Source organism: Aquibacillus rhizosphaerae (assembly GCF_030282825.1).
Lineage (GTDB): Bacteria > Bacillota > Bacilli > Bacillales > Amphibacillaceae > Aquibacillus_C > Aquibacillus_C rhizosphaerae.
Genome location: NZ_JASTZU010000003.1, coordinates 15,224 through 40,371 on the forward strand (window position 1 = coordinate 15,224; position 25,148 = coordinate 40,371).

General features: G+C 35.1%; 20 protein-coding genes. 19 read left to right on the plus strand and 1 reads right to left on the minus strand.

The annotated features are described in order from the left end of the window. Window positions 1–35: 35 nt before the first annotated feature. From QQS35_RS00850 to QQS35_RS00930, 17 genes are all read left to right on the plus strand, one after another. Window positions 36–1,397: an ABC transporter substrate-binding protein gene (locus tag QQS35_RS00850; RefSeq protein WP_285929820.1), complete on the plus strand. Its 1,362-nt coding sequence runs from the start codon at window positions 36–38 to the stop codon at window positions 1,395–1,397. A 146-nt stretch (window positions 1,398–1,543) separates the two neighbouring features. Further along, on the plus strand, window positions 1,544–2,509 hold the full coding sequence (locus tag QQS35_RS00855) for a carbohydrate ABC transporter permease (protein ID WP_285929821.1): 966 nt from the start codon (window positions 1,544–1,546) through the stop codon (window positions 2,507–2,509). A gap of 46 nt (window positions 2,510–2,555) precedes the next feature. Continuing rightward, window positions 2,556–3,398: a carbohydrate ABC transporter permease gene (locus tag QQS35_RS00860; RefSeq protein ID WP_285929822.1), complete on the plus strand. Its 843-nt coding sequence runs from the start codon at window positions 2,556–2,558 to the stop codon at window positions 3,396–3,398. 157 nt (window positions 3,399–3,555) lie between these two features. Then, complete coding sequence (locus QQS35_RS00865) at window positions 3,556–4,173, plus strand: YesL family protein (RefSeq protein WP_285929823.1); 618 nt, start codon at window positions 3,556–3,558, stop codon at window positions 4,171–4,173. Window positions 4,174–4,562: 389 nt separating this feature from the next. After that, entirely contained in the window at window positions 4,563–5,693 is a 1,131-nt protein-coding gene (locus QQS35_RS00870; protein WP_285929824.1) for a GntR family transcriptional regulator, read from the plus strand. 973 nt (window positions 5,694–6,666) lie between these two features. Continuing rightward, window positions 6,667–8,190, plus strand: a complete 1,524-nt coding sequence (arfA, locus tag QQS35_RS00875; RefSeq protein ID WP_285929825.1) for an arabinosylfuranosidase ArfA — start codon at window positions 6,667–6,669, stop codon at window positions 8,188–8,190. 101 nt (window positions 8,191–8,291) lie between these two features. After that, window positions 8,292–9,575, plus strand: a complete 1,284-nt coding sequence (locus QQS35_RS00880) for a glycoside hydrolase family 27 protein (RefSeq protein ID WP_285929826.1) — start codon at window positions 8,292–8,294, stop codon at window positions 9,573–9,575. A gap of 52 nt (window positions 9,576–9,627) precedes the next feature. Then, the gene (locus QQS35_RS00885; RefSeq protein WP_285929827.1) at window positions 9,628–11,106 is read left to right on the plus strand and encodes an alpha-N-arabinofuranosidase; all 1,479 of its coding nucleotides are present in this window, start codon (window positions 9,628–9,630) and stop codon (window positions 11,104–11,106) included. A gap of 72 nt (window positions 11,107–11,178) precedes the next feature. Continuing rightward, complete coding sequence (locus QQS35_RS00890) at window positions 11,179–12,381, plus strand: sn-glycerol-1-phosphate dehydrogenase (protein ID WP_285929829.1); 1,203 nt, start codon at window positions 11,179–11,181, stop codon at window positions 12,379–12,381. Window positions 12,382–12,771: 390 nt separating this feature from the next. Continuing rightward, window positions 12,772–14,112 (plus strand): ABC transporter substrate-binding protein, encoded by a 1,341-nt coding sequence (locus QQS35_RS00895; protein WP_285929830.1) that lies wholly within the window; start codon window positions 12,772–12,774, stop codon window positions 14,110–14,112. Between the two features lie 265 nt (window positions 14,113–14,377). Further along, window positions 14,378–15,334: a carbohydrate ABC transporter permease gene (locus QQS35_RS00900; protein ID WP_285929831.1), complete on the plus strand. Its 957-nt coding sequence runs from the start codon at window positions 14,378–14,380 to the stop codon at window positions 15,332–15,334. Continuing rightward, window positions 15,334–16,176 (plus strand): carbohydrate ABC transporter permease, encoded by an 843-nt coding sequence (locus QQS35_RS00905; RefSeq protein WP_285929832.1) that lies wholly within the window; start codon window positions 15,334–15,336, stop codon window positions 16,174–16,176. Before QQS35_RS00900 ends, QQS35_RS00905 begins: the two co-directional genes overlap by 1 nt. A gap of 117 nt (window positions 16,177–16,293) precedes the next feature. Further along, window positions 16,294–16,923: a YesL family protein gene (locus QQS35_RS00910; RefSeq protein WP_285929833.1), complete on the plus strand. Its 630-nt coding sequence runs from the start codon at window positions 16,294–16,296 to the stop codon at window positions 16,921–16,923. 591 nt (window positions 16,924–17,514) lie between these two features. Next, the gene (locus tag QQS35_RS00915; RefSeq protein WP_285929848.1) at window positions 17,515–18,390 is read left to right on the plus strand and encodes a carbohydrate ABC transporter permease; all 876 of its coding nucleotides are present in this window, start codon (window positions 17,515–17,517) and stop codon (window positions 18,388–18,390) included. Beyond that, window positions 18,391–19,236 carry a carbohydrate ABC transporter permease gene (locus QQS35_RS00920; protein ID WP_285929834.1) on the plus strand — a complete coding sequence of 282 codons (846 nt, stop codon included), beginning with the start codon at window positions 18,391–18,393 and terminating at the stop codon, window positions 19,234–19,236. A 154-nt stretch (window positions 19,237–19,390) separates the two neighbouring features. Then, the gene (locus QQS35_RS00925) at window positions 19,391–20,692 is read left to right on the plus strand and encodes an ABC transporter substrate-binding protein (RefSeq protein WP_407933930.1); all 1,302 of its coding nucleotides are present in this window, start codon (window positions 19,391–19,393) and stop codon (window positions 20,690–20,692) included. A 144-nt stretch (window positions 20,693–20,836) separates the two neighbouring features. Then, window positions 20,837–23,056 carry an alpha-galactosidase gene (locus tag QQS35_RS00930; protein WP_285929836.1) on the plus strand — a complete coding sequence of 740 codons (2,220 nt, stop codon included), beginning with the start codon at window positions 20,837–20,839 and terminating at the stop codon, window positions 23,054–23,056. Window positions 23,057–23,234: 178 nt separating this feature from the next. Here the strand turns inward: QQS35_RS00930 and QQS35_RS00935 are convergent, their stop codons facing one another. After that, a complete protein-coding gene (locus QQS35_RS00935; RefSeq protein ID WP_285929837.1) occupies window positions 23,235–23,639 on the minus strand; it encodes a secondary thiamine-phosphate synthase enzyme YjbQ in 405 nt (134 codons plus the stop codon). Window positions 23,640–23,737: 98 nt separating this feature from the next. Between QQS35_RS00935 and QQS35_RS00940 the strand changes: the two genes are divergently transcribed. Both QQS35_RS00940 and QQS35_RS00945 read left to right on the plus strand, forming a co-directional pair. After that, window positions 23,738–24,112 (plus strand): RidA family protein, encoded by a 375-nt coding sequence (locus tag QQS35_RS00940; protein WP_285929839.1) that lies wholly within the window; start codon window positions 23,738–23,740, stop codon window positions 24,110–24,112. A 257-nt stretch (window positions 24,113–24,369) separates the two neighbouring features. Then, the gene (locus QQS35_RS00945; RefSeq protein WP_285929841.1) at window positions 24,370–25,146 is read left to right on the plus strand and encodes an ABC transporter ATP-binding protein; all 777 of its coding nucleotides are present in this window, start codon (window positions 24,370–24,372) and stop codon (window positions 25,144–25,146) included. Window positions 25,147–25,148: the final 2 nt, after the last annotated feature.

Sequence of the window (25,148 nt, forward strand, 5' to 3'; positions counted from 1 at the left end):
AGTTCATTTTAATTAAAGATACGGAGGAAAAAGAAATGAAAAAGAAGTCTTATCGTATAGTTACTGCATTATTATTAATCTCTATTTTATTGTTGAGTGCTTGTGCTGGCGGTGGAAGTGAAAAAGCTTCTGGAAGTAAAAGTGATGATGGAAAAAAAGAGTTAACCTTTATGTTTAGAGGTGGAGAAGCTGAAGAGGAAGCTTATGGTAAAGCAATTGACAAGTTTGAAGAAGAAAATCCTGGTGTAACTGTTAAGATGATTGTTACAGCGGCTGATCAATATGCAACAAAATTAAAAGCGTCAATTACAGGTAACCAAGTACCTGACGTATTCTATATAGAACCTGGAACTGTAAGGTCTTATGTTCATAGTAATGTGTTGTTAGATTTAACAGAGTACGTAGAGAATAATGAAAATATTAACCTAGATAATATCTGGAAATTTGGAGTAGATACTTATCGTTTTGATGGTGAAACACAAGGTAAAGGTAGTATCTATGCAATGCCTAAAGATGTTGGTCCTTTTTCTCTAGGTTATAACAAAACAATGTTTGAAGAAGCAGGTTTAGAATTACCGGATAAAGATACGCCTATGACTTGGGATGAATTTATTAAAGCTAACCAAGCGTTAACAAAAGATACTGATGGAGATGGCAAAATTGATCAGTATGGTACAGGCTTCAACGTGAACTGGGTATTACAACCTTTCGTATGGAGTAACGGCGGAGATTTCCTTGATGAAACTCAAACAAAAGTAACCGTTGATACACCAGAATTTGCAGAAGCATTACAATGGTTTGCAGATCACCAAAATGTGTATGAAATAACACCTTCCATTGAAGATGCACAAACGTTAGACACATATCAAAGATGGATGCAAGGTCAGTTAGCTTTCTTCCCAGTAGCGCCTTGGGATTTAGCAACGTTTGATACAGAGTTAGATTTTGAGTATGATGTTATCCCTTATCCAGCAGGAAAAACTGGTGAATCAGCTGCATGGATTGGCTCTTTAGGAATTGCAGTAGGACAAAACACAGAGCATCCTGATTTGGCTACTGAACTAGTTTATTATTTAACTGCTTCTGAAGAAGGGCAACAAGCACTTTCTGATGCTAGAATTCAGATTCCAAACTTAAAGGATATGGCTGCTGAATGGGCTGCAGATGACACAATGGCTCCTGAAAATAAAGAAGAGTATTTACAAATTGTAGAAGAGTATGGTCACGCATTACCAGCTAATAACACGTACAATGCAGAGTGGTATGATTATTTCTTCACCAATGTTCAACCCGTTTTAGACGGTGACAAAACTGCTGCAGAATATGTAAAAGAAATTCAACCGAAAATGCAAGAGTTTCTTGATAATGCAAGACAATTAGAAGAGCAAGCTAAGTAAAGTAATTTAATATTACTAAGTAACTAGATGGTTGGCATTACGGGGAATGATGTTACGTTCTTTTAAATAACTATAAGAGCTGGCATCATTTCTCGTTTTTATTTAAAAATTTAATATTAATGTAATAGTCAGGGGTGAACAGCCGAATGGAAACAGCAAAAGTTGAAGTGAATAAAAACTTACAACCAAACGTAGACGCGAGTAAAAATTCTAAAAGAGTAAAAAAGAAAAAATCAAACTTTTACAAAAAAGAATCAAGAGCAGCATTAATATTTATATTGTCTCCTTTAATAGGGTATTTAATATTCACTTTATATCCATTTCTTTTCTCAATATATGCATCATTCACAGCTTGGAATGGTTTAGGTTCTATGAACTTTGTTGGTATAGATAACTACGTTAAGTTATTTACAGATGATTATTTTGGAAGATCTCTATTTAATACATTGTTCATGATGGTAGGGATACCAATCGGTTTATTAGTTTCATTAATGTTAGCGATGGGACTTAACCGTAAAATTCCAGGAACAACAACATTTCGAGTAATCTATTATATTCCGGTTATTTCCTCTCTAGCAGCAATATCAGTGCTATGGCAATGGGCTTATAATGGGGATTACGGGTTAGTAAACCAATTTTTATCGGTTATTGGAATCGATGGCCCTAACTGGTTGCAAAACAAAGATACAGTTAAACCAGCGTTAATGATTATGGCAATTTGGAAAGGCTTAGGATTTTCCATGTTACTATATTTAGCTGCACTTCAAAGTGTGCCTAGAATCTACTATGAAGCTGCAGAATTAGATGGGGCAAATGCATTTCAACGGTTTAAGAATATTACTTGGCCAATGGTAAAGCCTGTTACGTTTTTCTTAGTTATCACAAACATTATTGGTGGAGCGCAAATGTTTACAGAAGTAAATATAATGACGCCAACAGGTGGTCCTGAATATAGTTCAGCAACTGTTGTATTCTATATTTGGCAAAAAGCTTTTAATAACTTACAAATGGGTTACGCATCTACAATGTCCGTAGTATTAGGTTTAATTATATTTATTGTTACACTTATTCAGTTTAAGCTAAACGATAGATCATCGTTTGAAATCGATTGAGTATAACAACTAGTCTTATATAAATTTTGAAATTGAGGTGAGTTAGTTGTCGCATAAAAAAAGAACAAAAATTGCCGATATGTTGATTTTCGCTGCGTTGTCAGCAGGAGCAGTTGTTATGATTGCACCATTACTATGGATGTTTTCGACATCATTGAAACAAAAATCTGACGTTTTTGCGTTGCCGCCTGTCTGGATACCAGCAGATATTAACTGGGGGAAGTATCTCGAAATATGGGAAGCGGGTCCATTACTAACTGGTATCCAGAATAGTTTAATTATATCTTTATCAGTATGTTTAGTTGGTACTTTTTCATCAAGCCTAGCGGCATTTGCTTTTGCTAAGCTAAGACTTGCTTACAAAAATGTAATATTTTTGTTATTATTGTCAGCAATGATGATTCCATACCCGTCCCTTATGATTCCGCAATTCTCCATGTTTGCTGGAATGGGCTGGGTAGATACATTACTACCTTTAATTATTCCACCTATCTTTGGTAACATAGTTATGATCTTTTTCTTACGACAGTATCTTATTAATATACCGAATTCTGTTATAGAGGCTGCTAAAATAGATGGTTCATCATTCTTTGGAATGTTCACAAAAATTATCTTCCCTTTGATTAAACCAGCAGTAGCGGCACAGCTGATTCTTTGGTTTATGGGTGTATGGAATGATTATTTAGCGCCAATTATATACTTGAATTCACCAGAAAAGTTAACGATTCAATTGGTTATTGCAAACTTCAACGCAAACTATGCGATCCAAACGGATTATCCTTTAATTATGGCGGCATCAATGATAGCCTTATTACCAATGTTAGTTGTATTTCTTATCTTCCAACGTCAAATTATTGAATCAATCGCAATTTCCGGTGTGAAAGGGTAATAGTGACAGATTAAAGAGTTTATATTCTTCTCCGCCACTATAATAGTTGGTGGAGAAGTTGTATATTTGGGGGACATGGTAAGACTTTAAAGATAGGAAAACATGAATCATATTAGCAGAAAATAAATTTACAACTTAGATGAAAGGAGCAGATCGTATGGAAGGAAATTGGGCTGTAACTATTATGAACATGATTGATAAGATCACCAAGTTGATATATATAAATGTTTTATGGGTGTTTTTTGTACTAATAGGGTTAGGATTATTTGGTTTTATGCCTGCGACTGCTACCGTTAATATACTTGTGAGAAAATTAATGATGGGTGAAGAATTATCCGGTGTTTTTAAACGTTTTTGGACAGTGTATAAAGAAAGTTTTGTATCATCTAACTTAGTGGGCTTATTGTTTTTGATTATTGGTATATTTCTATATGTTGATATCAATATTTTATTAGGCACGCAATCAGTTATTGGGAAAGTTGTCCTTTCACTTCTTTTTATGATTTTAATTATGTTCACAGCTACAGTTCTACACTTTTTCCCTATTTATGCACGCTTTGAAATGAAAACTTTTAATTACATTAAACTATCATTTGTAATAGCTATGTCACAGCCAATAACAACAATACTAATGGTATTGTGGCTTTTAGTAGTAGGTATTTTATCTGTTCAATATACGGTAATGTTACCCTTGCTATTTGTAACGATGATAAGTATAGGAATAAATTGGTTGAGTATAAAAAGAATTGAAAAAAAGAATCCTTTGAGTGAGTAGAGGGGCTGACAATTAGGGATAAATGCGTGATTATTTGCTTGAAATGAAAATAATACCATTTCTCAATATACAGTTCACTTCTAATGAAGTGAACTCAGAGAAGTTATTGTATATGTTTATAAGTTTAGATATAATTGTGTTAATAATGAGTAATCAGTAATTAAATTAAACTGCTTTTTTCCAAATGGAAGTTGGTTAACCTTTGTAATCTGCGTTTAGCCGTCTCCCATTTGGAAAGGAGTTTAGCTGGGGTTTGCGAGAAAAGTATATTTCACTACTCGATAAAACATTTTTTGAAAACGTTGACATTATTTAGTGTACTATATAACCCTGTTAAGTTTTTGCTTGATTATCAAAGTTATATTTTATAATGAAAGAGGTGAGAAATAGTGGAACCTAAATACAAGTTTATCAAGCAATTAATAAAGTCTAAAATTATAGAAGGAACTATAATCCCCCATCAAAAAGTAAGTTCCGAAAGTGAAATGATGAAACAATTTCATGTTAGTCGACATACTGTTCGTTTGGCAGTAGGTGAATTAGTAAATGAGGGTTGGCTGTATAAAGAGCAAGGCGCGGGTACATTTTGTGCGGACCGTGTACAAAATTTTAATGCACAATCATTTAATTCATATAATAAAAGTATTGCCATTATAACAACGTTTATTTCAGAGTATATTTTTCCTGCTATCATTAGAGGAGCAGAAGCGATTCTGAGTAAGCAAGGGTATCATGTTAATATCTTTAATACGCAAAATGATTATAATAAAGAGCGAAAAATTTTAGAAACAATACAAGCTCAACATTATGACGGTGTCATAATTGAACCAACAAGGAGTGCGTCCTCTAATCCTAATCTGTCATACTACTTAAACTTAGAAAGACTGAATATTCCGTATATTATGTTAAATGCTTATTATGAAGAATTGGAACCGTTAAGTATAACAGTAGATGATGTAAAAGGTGGATTCATTCAGACAGAACATTTAATTAAATTAGGCCATAAAGACATAATGGGAATTTATAAAACCGATGATAAACAAGGTGTGCAACGTTTAAGGGGATTTATTAAAGCGCACAGAAGTAATGGCATTGCAATAAACCCGAATAACATTGTTACTTATAATACAAGTGATACAAAAGCGCCAATTAGAGCACTAGAAAAATCCCTTTCCTTAAGAAAAGACTTTCCAACTGCATTAACTTGTTACAATGACCAACTAGTGTTACAGCTGTTGGATGTAATAAGGATGAAAGGATTACAGGTACCAAAAGATCTTTCTATTGTCGGTTTTGATAACTCTATCTTAGCGGAAGTATCGGAAGTAAAACTTACTTCGGTCACCCATCCAAAGCATAAGATGGGTGAAGAAGCGGCACGTTTAATTATAGATTTAGTCAAAAACAATAATGGAAATAGTAATAGAAAATTAAGTTCGATTGTCTATGAACCTGAATTAATCATTAGAAATTCTACTGGGAAAGTAGGTCAGCAAGTTAAATCGGTGGTGAACACTTAAAGACTATTGACCAAAAAAATTATGGACTAACCAACAATATACTTAAAAGTAATTGGGTGAAATTGATAATAATACCAATAATAAAAAATATATCCATGGATATTCTTTTAGATGAATCTATTATAGGAAACGAAAAAGATTATAAAACTAATTTTGCTCTAGCATAGGAAGTTATAGGTTTAGTGTCCTGTGGAGAACTGAATATTAGTTTGTGCCATGTCCAGCTACAGCGATTACCTCTCGAGTCTTAAGGCAAACACCTTTGTCGTAAAGACCACCCCATAGATGTTTGTCTTAAGCTTGTCGGGGGGGGGGGAGCCAGGCGCCCCACGCCTATCTTAATGACTAGCAAATAATAAAGATGGTGAAATAGTATTAAGTATTCTCTACTGATGCACAATTCGGAAGTTTAATGACTTAATTGGCTACAGGTAGGAAGAGCTTTTGAAGGTGTTCGTAGGACGCGGAAAACGTATCGAAATATCATGTTCAAGTTAACACTAGAAAATAAGAATATAAGCGGTGAAAGTAACCGATTGTAGGGACAGTGGAAAATGGAGTCGTACATTCGCGTTTATGTGAAAAGATAAGCATGTAGACGTATATATAGATAAAAATATAACATAATAAACATACCCCCCTTGAAAATCGAAGGGGGTTTAAATGTGTAATCTAAACAATATCTAATATTGATTGGCAATTATAAATTTATAATATATAACGCTTGACATGCTTTGTTTTTTTTTCTAATCTGAATATACGTACAATTTTTAAATAACATCTCATTATAAGTAATATGTACGTTCAACTTGATGATCTGGTTTAAACATTATGAAATAAACATTCTAAAATGTCATAATGATGAAAGCGTTTAAATTTTAGGTTGAACAAGGAAGTGTGAAAGAGAGATTTTGGTAACAATAAGTTTTTTGAGATTAATAATTTCAACTACTAATAGAAAGGGAGATGTTTTATGGCTCAGCAAATAACAAAAGCAAAGATGGCATTAGATAAGGAATTTGTGATATCAGAGATTGATCCACGATTATATGGGTCATTTATCGAACATTTAGGAAGAGCGGTATATGGTGGGGTTTATGAACCGGGTCACCCAACAGCTGATGAACATGGATTTCGACAAGATGTAATTGACCTTGTTAAAGAACTGCAAGTACCAATAGTAAGGTATCCTGGTGGGAATATGGTATCTGCTTATAATTGGGAAGATGGAGTTGGACCTAAAGAAAATCGTCCGCGCAGATTGGAATTAGCTTGGCGTGTAATTGAAACGAACCAGGTAGGTACGAATGAATTTATGGATTGGGCTAAAAAAGCAAATACTGAAGTAATGATGGCGGTGAACTTGGGAACTAGAGGGATTGATGCTGCTAGAAATCTACTTGAATATTGCAACCACCCAGGAGGGACCTATTGGAGTGATTTGAGAAAAGAACATGGATACAAAGATCCACACAATATTAAAACTTGGTGTTTAGGAAATGAAATGGATGGCCCGTGGCAAGTGGGACAAAAAACTGCTCATGAATATGGGCGACTAGCTGCAGAAACAGCTAAAGCGATGCGTCTTGTAGATCCATCGATTGAATTAGTTAGTTGTGGAAGTTCAAATTCAGATATGCCTACATTCCCGGAGTGGGAAGCAACCACACTTGATCACACATATGATTATGTGGATTTTATCTCGTTACACCAATATTACGGGAACCGTAGTAATGATACAGCGAACTACTTAGCAAAATCTATGGATATGGAAAACTTTATTCAAACAGTAATTTCAACATGTGATTATATTAAAGCGAAAAAGCGTAGCAAAAAAACGATTAATCTAAGCTTTGATGAGTGGAATGTATGGTTCCATTCAAATCAACAAGATAAAGAAATTGAACCATGGTCAATTGCACCGCCTCAATTAGAGGACGTCTATACGTTTGAAGATGCATTACTTGTTGGAAGCCTTTTAAATGCAATGCTACGTCATGCCGACAGAGTGAAAATGGCAGCAATGGCACAATTAGTAAATGTAATTGCTCCGATCATGACAGAAACTGGTGGTGGTGTGTGGAAACAATCCATTTTCTACCCTTACTATTACACTTCTGTTTATGGAAGAGGAGTAGCTTTAAATCCAGTTGTAACTTCTCCAAAGTATGATAGTAAAGATTTTACTGATGTACCTTATCTAGATTCATCCGTTGTATATAACGAAGAAAAAGAAGAACTAGTCATTTTCGCAACAAATCGTCATTTGGAAAACACTTTAAGTGTAGATATAGACATTCGCTCATTTGAAGGTTTTGAAGTAGTGGAACATGTAGTGCTTGAAAATGAAGATGCTAAAGCTATTAATACATTACAAAATGAACAAGTGAAACCACATAATAAGGGAGAGTCTTATAATGATGGTGGTAAATTAGTGGGAATTCTTCCTAAATTCTCTTGGAACATGATTCGTTTGAAAAAAACAAAAAATAAATAAAATTTAAAATTAGTTTATAAGTATGTGAGGTGGGGTGCCAACGTTAAAATAAATCTAACAATTTTGGTACCTCGTTTCTAGAGTGAAAGGGTGTATAGTTATTGAAACACCATCAATACGCACAAACACCTCCAATGGGGTGGAACAGTTGGGACTGTTATGGAGCTACCGTTAGAGAAGATGAAGTAAGAGGTAATGCGGATTATATGGCTGAGTATTTAAAACAATATGGCTGGGATTATGTTGTAGTAGATATTCAATGGTCAGAAGCTGGAGCTGTTTCATCTGCTTACAGACCATTTGTGCCATTAGAAATGGATGAGTATTCAAGGCTAATTCCTACTGCCAATAGGTTTCCTTCATCGGTAAATGGAAATGGATTTAAGCCCCTAGCTGATTATGTACATGAATTAGGACTTAAATTTGGGATTCATATTATGAGAGGAATTCCACGCCAAGCTGTCCATCGAAACACTAAAATACTTGGAACAAAAGTGACAGCAAGAGATATAGCTAAACCCAATTCAATTTGCCCTTGGAACACAGATATGTACGGAATTGATCATACGAAAGAGGGCGCTCAAGAGTACTATAATTCTCTGTTTAAGCTATATGCTGAATGGGGAGTCGATTTTGTTAAAGTAGATGACATCGCAGATTCCAAGTTATATAGTACTCACACAGAAGAAATCAAAATGATTCGAAAAGCAATTGATAACAGTGGGCGAGAAATGGTATTAAGTCTTTCTCCTGGACCTGCTCCGTTAGAACAGGCCAGTCTATTCCAAGAAAATGCGAATATGTGGCGAATGACAGATGACTTTTGGGATTTGTGGGAATTGTTATATAACATGTTTGAACGTTGTTACAAATGGAGTAAGAATATAGGGCCAGGTTATTGGCCAGATGCAGATATGTTGCCGCTAGGGCATATAGGCATTCGTTCAGTAGATGGTGGAGCTAGTGATAGGTATACTAGGTTTACAAAGGATGAACAGGTAACGATGATGACGTTATGGTCCATTTTCCGTTCGCCACTTATGTTTGGCGGGGAACTACGTGATAATGATCGATGGACTCAATCTTTATTAACTAATGAAGAAGTACTTGACATGCATAAATATAGTTTTGGAGCACATCAAGTATATAGAGAAAATGATAAAGTAGTATGGTCTGCTGAAGATGAATCTGGAAATGTTTATGTAGCTTTATTTAATTTGTCAGATCAAGTTAAAACAGTAGGTGTAAGTCTTGAGCAGCTTGGATGCAGTGATAAAAGAGAGGTTAGAAACCTTTGGGAGAAAAAACAACTACCACCAATCACCGGGGAACTAAATTTTGAACTTTCCCCTCATGCTTCGGTGTTGGTCAAATTGACTAGCTAGAATGCAAAATGGGAACTAATATATATTCTATAAAACTAAAAGAGGTGTAACAATGGAGAAAAATAAAGTTGTAGTAAATGCTGATGTTACTCAAGGTACGATTAATAAAAATATTTATGGTCAGTTTGCTGAACATTTAGGTCGTTGTATTTATGAAGGATTATGGGTTGGAGAGGATTCGGCAATTCCAAATACTAAAGGAATTAGAAACGATGTATTAGGAGCACTTAAAAAGTTAGATATTCCTGTTCTTCGCTGGCCTGGTGGATGCTTCGCAGACGAGTATCACTGGAAAGATGGTGTAGGTCCTCGTGAAAATCGTAAGCGTATGGTGAATACACATTGGGGTGGTGTTGTTGAGAATAACCACTTTGGTACCCATGAATTCATGATGCTGTGTGAATTACTAGAAACAGAACCATATATTAATGGTAATGTTGGTAGTGGAACGGTTCAGGAAATGTCTGAATGGGTAGAATATATGACATTTAATGGTGAATCGCCAATGGCAAACTGGAGAAAAGAAAATGGACGTGAGGAACCGTGGAAAGTAAAATACTTTGGCGTAGGAAATGAAAATTGGGGTTGTGGTGGTAACATGCGCCCAGAATACTATGCTGACCTGTATCGTCGTTTTCAAACGTATGTACGTGACTATGGTGATAATAAGATTTATCGAATTGCTGGGGGAGCCAATGTGGATGACTATAATTGGACAGAAGTACTTATGAGAGAAGCTAGTCATCTTATGGACGGTCTTAGCCTACACTATTATGTGCATCCAGGTGGATTCTGGGACAAAGGATCAGCAACTAATTTTAGTGCAGATGAGTGGGACGAGTCTATGTATAAAGCAATGTACATGGGTGAGTTAATTGAAAAACATGGAACAATAATGGATAAGTACGACCCAGAAAAACGCATTGGCATGATTGTTGACGAATGGGGTGCGTGGTATGCAGTAGAACCAGGAACGAATCCAGGTTTTCTATATCAGCAAAATACAATTCGTGATGCATTAATTGCGGGTGTTACTTTTAATATATTCCATGATAACTGTGACCGTGTGGTGATGGCTAATATAGCTCAAATGGTAAACGTTATTCAAGCGATGGTGCTTACTGAAGAAGATAAAATGCTTCTTACTCCAACGTATCACGTGTTTGAAATGTACAAAGTACACCAAGATGCAGAAAAAGTATCGTTAGACTTAAATGTAGGAAACCTAGCGTATGGAGATAAAACATATCCACAAGTATCAGCTTCAGCGTCTAAAAAAGATGGTGTAGTAAACATAAGTCTATGTAATCTAGATAAAGACAATGCTGCTACATTAGCATTAGATTTACGTGGTATAGATTTATCAAATGTGACAGGTAGGATTATTACCGCAAGTGAAATGAATGCAATGAACACATTTGAAAATCCTGAAAACATAAAACCAGAAGCATTCACTAGTTTTGAAGTGAATGGAAGCCAGCTAGATATTGATTTACCACCTATGTCAGTTATTACGTTAGCTGCGAAATAAGTAAGAATAATGAATGAGTCGATGGGGGTTAATCTCTATCGACTCATTCCTTTAACGGAGGAGGGTATATAGATGGACAAATTAGAAGAGGTATATAAACTTGCAAAAGAAGTTGGGGCAAAGGACATAAGTCTCCCTGAAATAATAATAGAAACAAAAGCAATTGATAAAATAGCACCATACTTAAAGTCAAATCAATATCAAAAAATTGTAATAGTTGCAGATGAAAACACTTATAAAGTGGTTGGGAAGCATGTGCAACAAATCTTGTCTGATGATAACCATGAAGTGGAAACAATTTTATTAACACAAACCAAACATGGTCAGGTTATTGCGGATGAAGCGACTTTAGTTCAATTATTAGTTGAGGCTCCAAGTGGTACGGATGTTTTGCTTGCTGTTGGTTCTGGTACGATTCATGATGTGGTTCGTTTTGCTGGTCATAAATTAAATATACCATTCATTTCAATCCCAACTGCAGCCTCTGTGGATGGCTTTGCATCAAAAGGTGCTCCGTTAATTTTACGTGGTGTAAAGCAAACGATTCAAACCGCCTCACCGGTAGCTATTTTTGCTGATCTAAATATTTTAATGGGTGCACCAAAAGAAATGACTGCTGCAGGTTTTGGAGATATATTAGGGAAATACACGTCATTATTAGATTGGAAGATTTCTGATTGGATTGGTGGCGAACCATATAATCAACTTGCTGCAGATATGACAAGAAGGTCGTTGGAGAGTTGTGTGAATAATGTTGATAAGATTGCTGCTGGTGATGAAGCAGGAATGAAAATATTAATTCAATCACTTATTGAATCAGGATTAGTCATGTTAGTGTTAGATTTCTCTAGGCCTGCTTCTGGGGGAGAACATCACCTATCACATTTCTGGGAAATGGATTTATTAAAGAATAATGCAGAACAACTACTTCACGGCGCCAAAGTAGGAGTTACAACTACAATAATAGCTGAACTATATAAAGATTTTGCAAAACAATTAGATACAAGTTCAATTAGGAAAAATCAAACTATATATAAGGATAAGTTGGACCTTCACTGGGAAAAGATAAAATATGAAATAGAACAACTGCCTACACCTATATTCTTAAGAGAGTTACTGAAAAGTGTAGGGGGGCCAGCCAGCCCTGAGGAGCTCAACGTTCCTGACGATTTAGTAGAGGAAAGCTTAAATCAGGCATATAAATTAAGAGATAGATGCACGGGTCTATTATTAATTAATCAGTTAAAAACGGAAAGAATTAAATATTCGTTCTAAGTCAGTTAGGTCCATGAATGTTAAAAGAAGTTGGTTACCCTCAGGAAACAGGGGGTGCCGGCTTTTTTTATGTTGGTCATCTTGCCAGAACGATTGTTTCTTGTTAAGTCAAAACATTGTGTGGATAATAGGAAAATAGACCTAATTATACTCATATACGTATATGTTTTAAATAAATACATGTAAAGTCATTGACATATACGTACTAAAAGTGTTAACTTTTTAATATAAGTTTTTAAACATAATTTTTTGTAACATCTGAATACGCTTACAGTTATTGCAAGGAAACTTTTAATGTATAATTTTGGAGGTGAAAGCGATTACAGGTTTGTAAGCGGTGTATTCAAGTTCAAGTGCATTTTAAAATAGTACAGGGGGTAGAGATTTTTTATGAAGAAAAGCCTATTATTCTTAATTATTGGTCTTATGTCAATGGTATTAATTGCTTGCGGAGGCGGCGGTGATGACGACGACGCAGCTAGCGAAGCGGAGGAAACAGCAGTAGTTGGTGAAGATCTTGAAGATGCAACTGAAATAACTTTCTGGACATTTGTAGGTCAACACATGGATTTGTATAGTGATGCAGCTGAACGTTGGAATGAGGAAAACCCTGATCGACCTATTAAACTATCAGCAGAAACATATCCTTTTGAACAAATGCATAACAACTTATTGCTAGCAGTTCAATCAGGACAAGGTGGACCTGACATTGCTGATATAGAGATTGGTCAATTTTCTAACTACCTTCAAGGTGAAGTGCAGTTAGAACCAATGAATGAATATGTTGAACCAGTTTTAGAAAACGCTGTCTCATCTCGTTTTGAAAACTATGCTCAAGATGGAAATTACTACGGAATTCCTACTCATGTAGGTGCAACAGTAATGTACTATAATACAGAAATCATGGAAGAAGCAGGAGTTGATATTGAGTCTATCCAAACATGGGATGACTTTGTAGCAGCAGGTGAACAAGTAGTAGCAAATACAGATTCTGTAATGTGGAACGTAGGAACAGAGGACTGGTTGATGGATATGTGGCCAATGATTTCTCAACAGGAATCTGATGCGTTTAATGATCAAGGCGAAGTTATTTTAGACAATCAAACGAATATTGATACATTACAATTCTTGCAAGATGCTATTTATGAGCATGAAATTGCTGAACTAACTCCAGGTGGTATGAATCAATCGGAAGAGTTTTATGGCTATTTCTCTGAAGGTGGAGCAGCTTCTATTTTAGCACCACTATGGTACATGGGAAGATTTCTTGATAACATGCCTGACTTAGAAGGTAAAATTGCAATCCGTCCATTACCAGCATGGGAAGAAGGCGGAGATCGTTCAGCAGGTATGGGTGGAACTGGTACTGTTGTAACAAACCAAGCAGAAGACCCAGAACTAGCGAAAGAATTTTTAGCTTATGCTAAACTTTCAGAAGAAGGAAATATTAAACTTTGGACAGAGCTAGGATTTGACCCTCCTCGTTGGGATACATGGGAAAGTGAAGAAGTAAGAGCAGACAATAAATACTATGATTATTTCGGCGATGGAATCTTTGATATGCTTCTTGAAGTTAGAGAAGAAATCAATCCGTTAAATTTCACAGAACATACACCTGATATAATCAGTGAGTACCATACCAATGTTACTCAAACCGTATTACGACAAAATAATCAGACTCCAGAAGAAGCGCTTAAGGCCGCGGCTGATGTAGTCAGAGATCAACAGTAATTTTTGAAAAACAAAAGATATTCGTGTTTAATAAGCGGATATCCTTTGTTTTTCCCTTTTAAAGATATGAATTTAAAGCTTCAGATTTTTGATGGTTTCAAAGACTTTAATGAGTAAATAGTTACTTAATATAAAATTCAAAATGGATTGCTCATCAACTAGTAAAGACATTTAGAATTATATTTTGAGTGTAGAAAGAAAAGAGCGACAGATTTATTCTTGTCATAGTCTGTCGCTCTATTTAAATTAAAAGGAGGTTTTAAATATGTCTTCTGATTTGCAAAGTAGTAACGCTTCATCTGAATTGCAAAAGAAGCCCTTCAAGGAACCCAACAAGCTATTGAAGTTTCTTAATTCAAAAAAAGTGGTTCCGTATATTTTTGTTTTCCCTTTTATCATTTCATTTTTAGTACTTACCTTATATCCTGCTGTGCATGGTATAATCATGAGTTTTCAAAAGATTTTGCCAGGACAAGTTGAATTTATAGGGTTAGAAAATTATTCGAGAGTTGCCAATGCGAATTTTTATAAGGCGCTTTCCAATACAAGTATTTACGTGATTTTAACTGTATTAATTTTAACAATAGTTCCGATGCTTTTAGCAGTTCTGCTAGATTCAAAATACCTTAAATTTAAGACATTCTTTCGAGCGTCACTATTTATCCCAGCATTAACATCAACTATTGTTGGTGGTATGATATTTAGATTGATGTTCAGTGAAACTGATTCATCTGTAGCAAATCAGATTGTGAGTTTATTAGGAATGGAATCTGTTGATTGGCGTTATAATGCGTGGTCAGCGATGTTCTTAATGGTTATTCTAGGATCTTGGCGTTGGATAGGTGTTAATCTATTGTATTTTCTTGCACAACTTCAAAGTATATCTGCTGAACTATATGAAGCTGCAGATATCGACGGTGCAAATGGATTTCAAAAATTAAGATTTATCACGATTCCACACCTAAAACCAATTATCATTTTTGTTAGTACAATTACGATTATTAATGGTTTTAGAATGTTTGAAGAAAGTTTCGTGTTCTGGGAAACAAGTTCACCAGGTAACGTTGGTTTGACAGTTGTTGGTTACATTTATCAACAAGGTATAGGTCAAAACGACATGGGATTTGGTTCGGCAATAGGTGTAGTATTGATGTTAATCATATTTGTGATTAGTATTATTTATCTAATCCTTACAGGTACATTTAAGAGAGGTGATGAATAATGAACACGAAAAAAGAAAATGTTGCATTAAAGTGGATTGCAAATATTAGTTTTGCAATAATTTCACTAATTGTTTTATTTCCGATTATTGGATTATTAGTTTCATCATTTAGACCATCATCTGACTTAATGAGAGATGGTATATCTTTTACTATTGATTTTAGTAATATGAATGTAGATAACTATATGTATATCTTTAATGAAGCTTCTCAATATTGGAGTTGGTATGGGAATAGTTTAATGATTTCAGGAATGACAATCGTTCTATCTCTATTCTTTTCATCAATGGTTGGGTATGCTCTAGCAATGTATGATTTTAAAGGTAGAAATCTATTTTTTGTACTTGTTCTATTAATTCTCATGATTCCATTTGAGATTTTAATGTTACCACTTTACCAAATGATGGTTAGTGCGCAAATTGTAGATACTTATTTTGCGGTGGTGTTACCATTAATTGTCGCTCCAGTAGCCGTATTCTTTTTCAGACAATATGCTATGGGTCTACCAAAAGAATTGATGGATGCAGCGAGAATTGATGGTAGTACAGAATATGGCATATTTTTTAAGATTATGCTACCATTAATGGGACCTTCACTAGCAGCAATGGCAATCTTACAAGGTTTAGCTAGTTGGAATAACTTTTTATGGCCGTTGCTTGTATTGCGTTCTAATGACATGTTTACATTACCAATTGGTTTGGCGACATTATTGACGCCTTATGGTAATAATTATGATATATTGATCGCTGGTTCTGTTTTAACGATAATTCCAATTATTATTCTTTTTATTTTCTTCCAACGATACTTTGTTGCCGGACTAACTTCCGGGGGAGTAAAAGGATAATTATAGTGGTATAATTTCATTATTAAAAAGACCATAGTTTTTCTTCATAGAAAAATTATGGTTTTCTTAATTTTGAAAAACTGTTTTAGTAAATATAGTAAAAGGATGGCTATCAAGATGAATGGTAAAAGCATTGCAACAACGTTGGATAGGGTTATGCAATGGGTAACTCGATTAGCATTATTGAATATTTTTTGGATTTTATTTTCTATTTCTGGCTTATTAATAGTCGGAATCTTTCCGGCTACTTCGGCGGCACTTGGTGTTTCAAGAAAATGGCTAACGGGTGAACATGATATAAAGATATGGAAGACCTTTAAACGGATTTTTCGTGAAGAGTTTGTTTCGTCAAACATTATTGGTTGGATTTTAACATTACTAGGTGGCTTATTTTACTTAAATTATCGAGTGATGCTTGATGCAGGAAGTGAAATAATGGTGATTATACCTTTTGCTTTTTATTTAGTTATTTTTTTATTTCTTATTATTGTTTTATGGGTATTTCCGTTAAATGTTCATAACTATGCAAGTATAATCCAACAGTTTAAGAATGCTTTCATTATCGGGATAGCAAAGCTGCACATTACCATTACAATGATGCTACTATTATTTTCCATTATGTTTTTCTCTTTAGATTTTCCGGTGTTACTTTTTTTCTTTACATTTAGCCTAAGCGCATTGGTATGGATGTGGTTATCTTTGCGTGTATTTTCAAAAGTGTTAGATAATCCAAAAGAAGAATTGTAAGGAAATTAGTTTTAGTTAAGAGTATTACCAAATTTTCATCTTGGTAATACTCTTTTTTTGTAGTTGAATTTATGATTAAAAGGACTATTTGGAATGTGGAGGTCTGTACATAAGAAAGTTGTTAAATAGATAATTTTGTACCCTAGCATCTCGTGGGGAAGGGTTATTCGTATATGTAAAAACTTATTTTATTGAATCTGTACATAATTTAACGGTAAAAGAATATACATACATTAACAACTATAGTTTAAAATATTGTACTACTAAATAAGTATAAAAAAAGGTGTATTTAATTTTGTAAACGCATACATTAATGTTGTTTGTTTACTTGCTTGATAAAATGTTATTTATTTTGTGGTCCATTCATTTAGTTGAGGTAAATTTCATAATAACCTTATTCAGTCATCTGCTGGCAATATATAGTTTGGAAATAGTTTTATCCAACTATATATTGTTGTAGGTGACGATAAAGTTGGTGTTGTGAAATTGATTAAGTTTAAAAAATAAATAGGGGGGTTAATGAAATTGTTACCTACAGTATTTAAAAGGACAAGACCAAGTTTTAAATCAGGTTCGAATAAGTTCTTAAAGATGCTGAATTCAAAAAACGTAGCACCTTATTTATTTGTTTCGCCATTCATTATTTCCTTTCTAATCTTTTCCTTTTATCCATCGATAAAAGCGATTATCATGAGTTTTCAAGGTATATTACCTGGCCAAATCACCTTTGTTGGAATGGATAACTATACTAGAATTTTTAATCCAACATTTTATAAAGCACTATCAAACACAACTATTTATGTCATTTTAACTGTGGCGATATTAGTAACAATTCCAATAATGCTAGCGGTTTTACTTGATTCTAAACTCGTGAAGTTTAAAACGATATTTCGTTCGTCCCTATTCCTACCTGCTTTAGCATCTACGATTGTTGCGGGGATGATTTTTCGTCTATTGTTTGGTGAAACAGATACAGCTGCTGCTAACCAAATTCTTAATTGGATAGGTTTAGAATCAGTAGATTGGCGATATAATGCTTGGTCAGGAATGTTTTTGATGGTTTTGTTATGCTGTTGGCGCTGGATGGGTGTGAACGTATTGTATTTTTTGGCTGCGTTACAAAATGTACCCAAGGAATTATATGAAGCGGCAGAAATAGATGGTGCTACAGTTTTCCAGAGGTTTTTGTTCGTCACGTTACCATTTTTGAAACCGGTCACAATATTTGTTTCAACGATTTCAGTAATAAACGGCTTTCGGATGTTTGAAGAGAGCTTTGTATTTTGGGAGTCTGGTTCGCCTGGAAACATTGGGTTAACGGTTGTTGGTTATATTTATCAACAAGGAATTCAACAAAACGATATGGGTTTTGGCGCAGCGATAGGTGTTATTTTAATGCTAATCATCTTTGTGGTAAGTTTTGTGCAGTTAATTCTTACTGGAGCTTTCAAAAAGGGGGATGAATAGATGAAAAATAAACATTCAAAAAATAAAGGAATTATGATTTTGGTTAACATTAGTTTCATTATTATATCAATTATAGCCTTGTTTCCAATTTTAGGATTAATTCTTTCATCGTTTCGGCCATCCTCTGAACTAATGCGAAATGGAATTAGTTTAACTTTTAACCTAAGTACGTTAAATCTAGATAACTATGTATATATATTTACAAAAGCTAGTCAATATTGGACATGGTATGGAAACAGTTTAATTATTTCAGTGATTACGATTGTTTTATCTTTGTTTTTTTCATCGATGGTGGGATACGCGCTTGCGGTTTATGACTTTAGAGGAAAAAACTTTTTCTTTGTTCTCGTTTTGTTTATCTTAATGGTTCCTTTTGAAATACTCATGTTACCACTTTATCAATTAATGATAAGTATGCAACTAATCGACTCTTATGCAGCCGTTATGTTACCTGCAATTGTTGCTCCTATTGCTGTTTTTTTCTTTAGGCAATATGCACTTGGTCTACCGAAAGAACTAATGGATGCAGCTAGAATCGATGGATCTACCGAATATGGAATATTTTTTAAGATTATGTTACCACTAATGACTCCTTCTCTAGCAGCTATGGCTATATTACAAGGTTTAAATAGCTGGAATAACTTTTTATGGCCGTTAATTGTATTGCGTTCCAACGATATGTTTACCTTACCAATAGGATTAGCTACTTTATTAACTCCTTACGGTAACAATTATGATGTTTTAATTGCTGGTTCCGTAATGACAATAATTCCTATCATTATTCTATTCATATTTTTCCAACGTTATTTTGTTTCAGGGCTTACTGTTGGGGGAGTAAAAGGTTAAGTGATAAATGTGTAAGCGTTATCAAAAATGTTAAGGTTTGAATATAGGGGGTGAGTAGCCAATTGTATTTGTGTTACGAGTGAACTATCTGAATTCTAAAATAGGGGGTAAAAATGTGAATAAGAAAAGCTTTTCGGCTATTATTTTTGGGGTAATGGTATTGATGTTAATGGCTTGTGGTGGCGGTGAGGAAGAGTCGAGTTCAGAGGGAGCTACAGAAACCGAAGTAATTGGAGATGATGTAGAAGATGCTACGGAATTGACTTATTGGACTTTTGTTGAGTTGCACATGGAGTTTTTTAAGGATGCTGTTCCTCGATGGAATGCAGCTAATCCAGACAGACCAATAAAACTAGTTGCAGAAACATATCCGTATGATCAAATGCATAATAATTTGTTGTTAGCTGTTCAGTCTGGTACCGGTGCACCGGATATATCAGATGTTGAAATAAGTCGGTTCCCGAATTTTCTGCAAGGTGAACCGCAATTGTTACCAATGAATGAATATGTAGAACCCGAATTTGATAACTTTATTACATCTCGCTTTGAAGTCTATAGTAAAGATGGTAATTATTATGGTATGCCAACGCATGTAGGAGCATCTGTAATGTATTATAATAAAGAAATTATGGATGCGGCAGGCGTAGATATTGATTCGATTGTTACGTGGGATGACTATGTAGAAGCAGGGAAAAAAGTTGTTGCGAACACGGACTCTATGATGACAACAGTAGCTACGGCAGATTACTTGCCGATGTGGCAAATGATTAGTCAAAGAGATTCGGATTGGTTTGATGCGGATGGTAATTTAACTATTAACTCGCAAGCAAATGTTGATACCCTTCAGTTTTTGCAAGACATGATTTATAAAGATGAAATAGCAGAGTTAACTCCTGGCGGAGAGCCACATGCAGAAGAGTTTTATGCATATATGAATGATGGTGGGGCAGCTTCGATTGCAATGCCAATGTGGTATATGGGTCGATTTACTGACTATATGACAGATCTTGAAGGGAAAATGGTTGTTCGTCCATTACCTGCATGGGAAGAGGGTGGCAAGCGTTCTGCTGGTATGGGTGGTACTGGAACGGTCGTTACCAACCAAACAGAGCATGCGAAACTTGCTAAGGAGTTCTTAGCTTTTGCTAAACTTTCAGAGGAAGCAAATATTAAATTATGGCAAGTTCTTGGATTTGATCCTCCACGTTGGGGTGTTTGGGAAAGTGAAGCAGTCAAAGAGGATAACAAGTTTTATCAATTTTTTGGGACCGATATCTTTGATACTCTACTTGAAGTGAAGGATGAAATAAATGCAGTAAATATTACAGAGCACACTCCTGATGTTGCAACGGAAATGAATACGAATGTTTTTGATAGTGTGCTTAGACAACAAACGCAAACTGCTGAAGAGGCCTTAAATCAAGCCCAAGAAACAGTAGAAACAAATATGCAGTGAATAAAAGAGCAAGGTGCTGGATTTACATTGTACCTTGCTCTTTTATTACCATAAAAAGTCTGTGGTTTTCAAATAAAATCTTTTAACATTTTATAAAAAACGATAGAATAGTAGATATACTTATCGAAGGAGTCAGGATAAAATATGCCAATTTTCTTTAACGAGAATGCGAAGGAGTTTCATTTACAAACAGGTCAGACGAGCTACATATTAAATATATTAAAAAATAAACAACTAGGACACTTATATTATGGGAAGAAATTACGCCATAGAGATTCTTTTGCTCATTTACTCACTACTGGCCCTAGAGCTACTATGACTAATCTGTATGAAGGAGACCATTCGTTTTCTTTAGAGATAATTAAGCAAGAATTTCCTTCATATGGAACAACAGACTTTAGGGAGCCTGCTTTTCAAATACTACAACAAAGTGGTAGTCGTATTACTAATTTCCAGTACCGTCAACACCGAATATATAAAGGGAAACCATTTTTGAAAGGGCTTCCATCTACATATGTTGAAGACGATAAGGAAGCTACTACGTTAGAGATATCTTTATACGACGACCAAATTGATGCAGAAATAATTCTTCGATATTCTGTTTTTGAACATATGAATGCGATTACGAGAAGTGTGGAGTTTAAAAATCATGGTAAAGACCATCTGAATCTAACACGAGCAATGAGTGCGAGTATAGATCTAAACGATGCAAATTATGAAATGATACAATTGTCCGGAGCGTGGGGAAGAGAGCGACATGTTAAGGAAAGAAAATTGCAACCTGGAATACAAAGTATAGCTAGTACAAGGGGAGCCAGTAGTGGTCAACAGAATCCTTTTCTTGCTTTAAAGCGTTCACATGCAACAGAGGATTCTGGAGAAGTGTATGGCTTTAGCTTTGTGTACAGTGGAAATTTTTTAGCTCAAGTTGAAGTTGATCATTTTGATTTAGCGCGCGTAATGATGGGGATAAATTCTTTTGACTTTAACTGGTTACTAGAAAGTGGTGAGAGCTTTCAAACACCTGAAGTGGTGATGGTTTATTCTGATCAGGGGCTAAACAGGATGAGTCAAATTTTTCATAATTTGTATCGTAAAAGGTTAGCACGAGGGAAATGGCGTGATTTAGAACGTCCAATTTTAACGAATAATTGGGAAGGTACGTACTTTAATTTTAATGAGAAAAAGATTCTAGATATGGCACGTGATTCAAAAAAACTAGGTGTGGAGTTGTTTGTGCTAGATGATGGATGGTTCGGTAAACGAGATGATGATACAACATCACTTGGAGACTGGTTTCCTGATAAAGATAAGCTACCAAATGGTATTACAGGTTTAGCAAAGAAAATAAAAGACCTTGGTATGGACTTTGGACTTTGGTTCGAACCGGAAATGGTATCTAAAGTTAGTGAACTCTATAAAGAACACCCTGATTGGGTTATCCATGTACCTAATCGAAGTCGATCGCATGGTAGAAATCAATATGTTTTAGATTATTCTCGAAAAGAAGTTGTAAATAAGATTTTCGAGATGATGGCAGAAATACTTAGAGAAGCACCAATATCCTATGTGAAATGGGATATGAACCGTTACATGACGGAAATTGGATCTTCAGGGTTAGCTGCGAATAGACAACAAGAAGTGGGACATCGGTATATTTTAGGTGTCTATGAACTATATGAAAGATTAATAAAAGAGTTTCCAGATGTACTATTTGAATCTTGTGCCAGTGGAGGATGTCGATTTGATCCTGGTATACTTTACTATGCCCCTCAAGGGTGGACTAGTGATAATACAGATGCGATGGAACGGCTTAAAATTCAATACGGCACGTCACTCGTGTATCCAATTAGCTCGATGGGTGCGCACGTCTCAGCAGTTCCAAATCATCAAGTAGGAAGGGTTACCAGTCTAGATACAAGAGCTAATGTTGCTTATTTTGGTGCATTTGGATATGAACTAGATGTGACAGATATGAGTGATGAAGATAAACACACAATGAAACAGCAAATCAATTTTTATAAAGAGACCCGTAGATTATTTCAATATGGCACCTTCTATAGAATCGAAAGTCCCTTTAAAGATGGAGGTAATGTTACTAGTTGGATGGTTGTTTCAGATGACCAAAAGGAGGCAATTGTTGCACGTTATCAAGTGTTAGAGGTTGTTAATGGAAGCTACAGTATTTTGATGATGAAAGGGCTTCGTGAAGATCTTGCTTATCGAATTGATGGGGTGGAGGGTACATTTTACGGTGATGAATTAATGTATGCTGGAATCCAACTTAATAATGAGAGAGTTGCTAGTGGTAGGAATCCTCAGGATTTTTCTTCCTTACTATTTAAGTTGAATGCGATAAATTAATTTATGAACAAGTTAGTGTGCAAAGTTAATGATAAAAGAATTTCATTCGGTAGTTTAGCTTGGACTATGTTTAGATAAGTGTAAAAAATAAGGGATATTTAAACGTGCTCATATCTCCTTGGGGTCTTAAGTTCTAGTATCCATGTGGAAAGTAATTCCACGTGGATACTAATTTTACTTATTTAGATTCAATTACCTTAACCACATACTTTCTATTTCTTGGCCCATCAAATTCACAGAAATAAACGCCTTGCCATGTTCCTAATACCAAACTACCGTTTGAAACTAATAGTGTTTGTGAATGACCAACAGTACTCGTTTTTAAATGTGCTGCAGTGTTCCCTTCTCCGTGTCGATCTCTTGGGTGCTCCCAAGGGTAGACTTCATCCAATCGCATTAGGAAATCTGACTTGACGTCTGGGTCGGCATTTTCATTTACAGTTATTCCAGCAGTGGTGTGTAAGGAGGAGACAACCAAAATCCCATTCTTAATATTATTGTCACTAATCCAATTTTCTAATGTTGAGGTTATTTCGACCATGTCAGCGTGATTTTTTGTTTTTAAGTGAAAAGTATTTTCCATATAATACATCCTTTCTTAAATTAATTGTTAGTTGTTATTCTACTAGAAATCAATAATATGTTAAAATTTTAAACATAAGAATGGAAAGGATGATTATAATGGTAAAGGCAATTCAAACAGATGCAGCTCCACAAGCAATAGGTCCATATTCACAGGCAATTGATCTTGGTGATTTGGTTTTTGTTTCTGGTCAAATCCCGATTAATCCAGCAACAGGGGAGATTGAAGAGGGTATTGAAAATCAAACCGCGCAAGTAATGAAAAATATCCAATCGATATTAACGGAAGCAAAGCTAACTTTTGCAAACGTTGCTAAATTTACCATCTACATAACGAACATGGATGATTTTGCGAAAATAAATGAAGTATATGCTAAGTTTCTTACAGAACCATATCCAGCGAGAGCAACTGTAGAGGTAAGTAAGTTACCAAAAGGTGTTGGAATTGAAATGGATGTAATCGCAAAGCGTTAGTTTAAAAATCAATTGTTTGAAAAAGGTCTTTCTTCTATGAAGAAAGACCTTTTTGTATTGTTAGATTTTTGGAGGGTTAAAAATATATTAGATAAAGTGAAACATTTTTGTATGACTCGTTTAACATTCTGTCTAATGTTATCTATGTGATTAGGGCTTAAAATGTAATGAAACGTGACACGACTTGTTACTTGGTAGTTATATTGTTAACAAATATGACGTTAACCAGTGAAACCCAAGAGAAGGGAGAGATTTCTATGACCATAGTTAGAACTCCGGAAATACAATTAGACCAAGTGAGTATGCTTTACAAGACCGATACAACGGAAGTTTTAGCATTAAAAGATGTTACCGTTGATATAAAACAAGGTGAGTTTGTATCATTGCTAGGTCCATCAGGTTGTGGGAAAACGACGTTATTAAGAATAATGGCAGATTTAATTCAACCCACAAATGGGGAAATAAAAGTTGCGGGTGAAACGGCACGTACAGCAAGGTTGGCACAAAAGTATGGAATCGTCTTTCAAAGTCCTGTACTTTATGATTGGAGAAAGGTTAAGCAAAACATTAACCTCCCCCTAGAGATGTTAGGTGTAAAAAAGGCAGAACGTGAAGATCGGGTAGATTCTTTATTAGAGTTAGTTGGTTTGGAAGATTTTAAAGATAAATACCCATGGCAATTAAGTGGAGGGATGCAGCAACGTGTAGCGATTGCTAGGGCACTTGCGATGGAGCCGGAAATATTACTTATGGATGAACCATTTTCTGCATTAGACGAGTTTAGTCGTGAACGTCTCAACGAAGAACTCTTATCAATTTGGAGTAAGGTTGGAAGTACCGTTGTCTTTGTAACCCATAGTATTCCTGAATCAATTTTTTTATCAGATAGAGTTTTTGTATTATCTCCACATCCCGGAAGACTTTCATCCATTGTGGATATTCCTCTTCCTAGACCGCGAACGCAAGGAATGAGAAATAGTCCGGAATTTTTTCAATTAATATCTGATATACGCGACAGCTTTGAAGGAGTGTAACT

Bases quoted from the DNA above. Each gene is read 5' to 3' on its own strand.
- QQS35_RS00850 (WP_285929820.1), top strand. From the start codon at position 36: ATGAAAAAGAAGTCTTATCGTATAGTTACTGCATTATTATTAATCTCT.
- QQS35_RS00855 (WP_285929821.1), top strand. From the start codon at position 1,544: ATGGAAACAGCAAAAGTTGAAGTGAATAAAAACTTACAACCAAACGTA.
- QQS35_RS00865 (WP_285929823.1), top strand. From the start codon at position 3,556: ATGGAAGGAAATTGGGCTGTAACTATTATGAACATGATTGATAAGATC.
- arfA (WP_285929825.1), top strand. From the start codon at position 6,667: ATGGCTCAGCAAATAACAAAAGCAAAGATGGCATTAGATAAGGAATTT.
- QQS35_RS00885 (WP_285929827.1), top strand. From the start codon at position 9,628: ATGGAGAAAAATAAAGTTGTAGTAAATGCTGATGTTACTCAAGGTACG.
- QQS35_RS00890 (WP_285929829.1), top strand. From the start codon at position 11,179: ATGGACAAATTAGAAGAGGTATATAAACTTGCAAAAGAAGTTGGGGCA.
- QQS35_RS00895 (WP_285929830.1), top strand. From the start codon at position 12,772: ATGAAGAAAAGCCTATTATTCTTAATTATTGGTCTTATGTCAATGGTA.
- QQS35_RS00900 (WP_285929831.1), top strand. From the start codon at position 14,378: ATGTCTTCTGATTTGCAAAGTAGTAACGCTTCATCTGAATTGCAAAAG.
- QQS35_RS00905 (WP_285929832.1), top strand. From the start codon at position 15,334: ATGAACACGAAAAAAGAAAATGTTGCATTAAAGTGGATTGCAAATATT.
- QQS35_RS00910 (WP_285929833.1), top strand. From the start codon at position 16,294: ATGAATGGTAAAAGCATTGCAACAACGTTGGATAGGGTTATGCAATGG.
- QQS35_RS00915 (WP_285929848.1), top strand. From the start codon at position 17,515: ATGCTGAATTCAAAAAACGTAGCACCTTATTTATTTGTTTCGCCATTC.
- QQS35_RS00920 (WP_285929834.1), top strand. From the start codon at position 18,391: ATGAAAAATAAACATTCAAAAAATAAAGGAATTATGATTTTGGTTAAC.
- QQS35_RS00925 (WP_407933930.1), top strand. From the start codon at position 19,391: ATGGTATTGATGTTAATGGCTTGTGGTGGCGGTGAGGAAGAGTCGAGT.
- QQS35_RS00930 (WP_285929836.1), top strand. From the start codon at position 20,837: ATGCCAATTTTCTTTAACGAGAATGCGAAGGAGTTTCATTTACAAACA.
- QQS35_RS00935 (WP_285929837.1), bottom strand. From the start codon at position 23,639: ATGGAAAATACTTTTCACTTAAAAACAAAAAATCACGCTGACATGGTC.
- QQS35_RS00940 (WP_285929839.1), top strand. From the start codon at position 23,738: ATGGTAAAGGCAATTCAAACAGATGCAGCTCCACAAGCAATAGGTCCA.
- QQS35_RS00945 (WP_285929841.1), top strand. From the start codon at position 24,370: ATGACCATAGTTAGAACTCCGGAAATACAATTAGACCAAGTGAGTATG.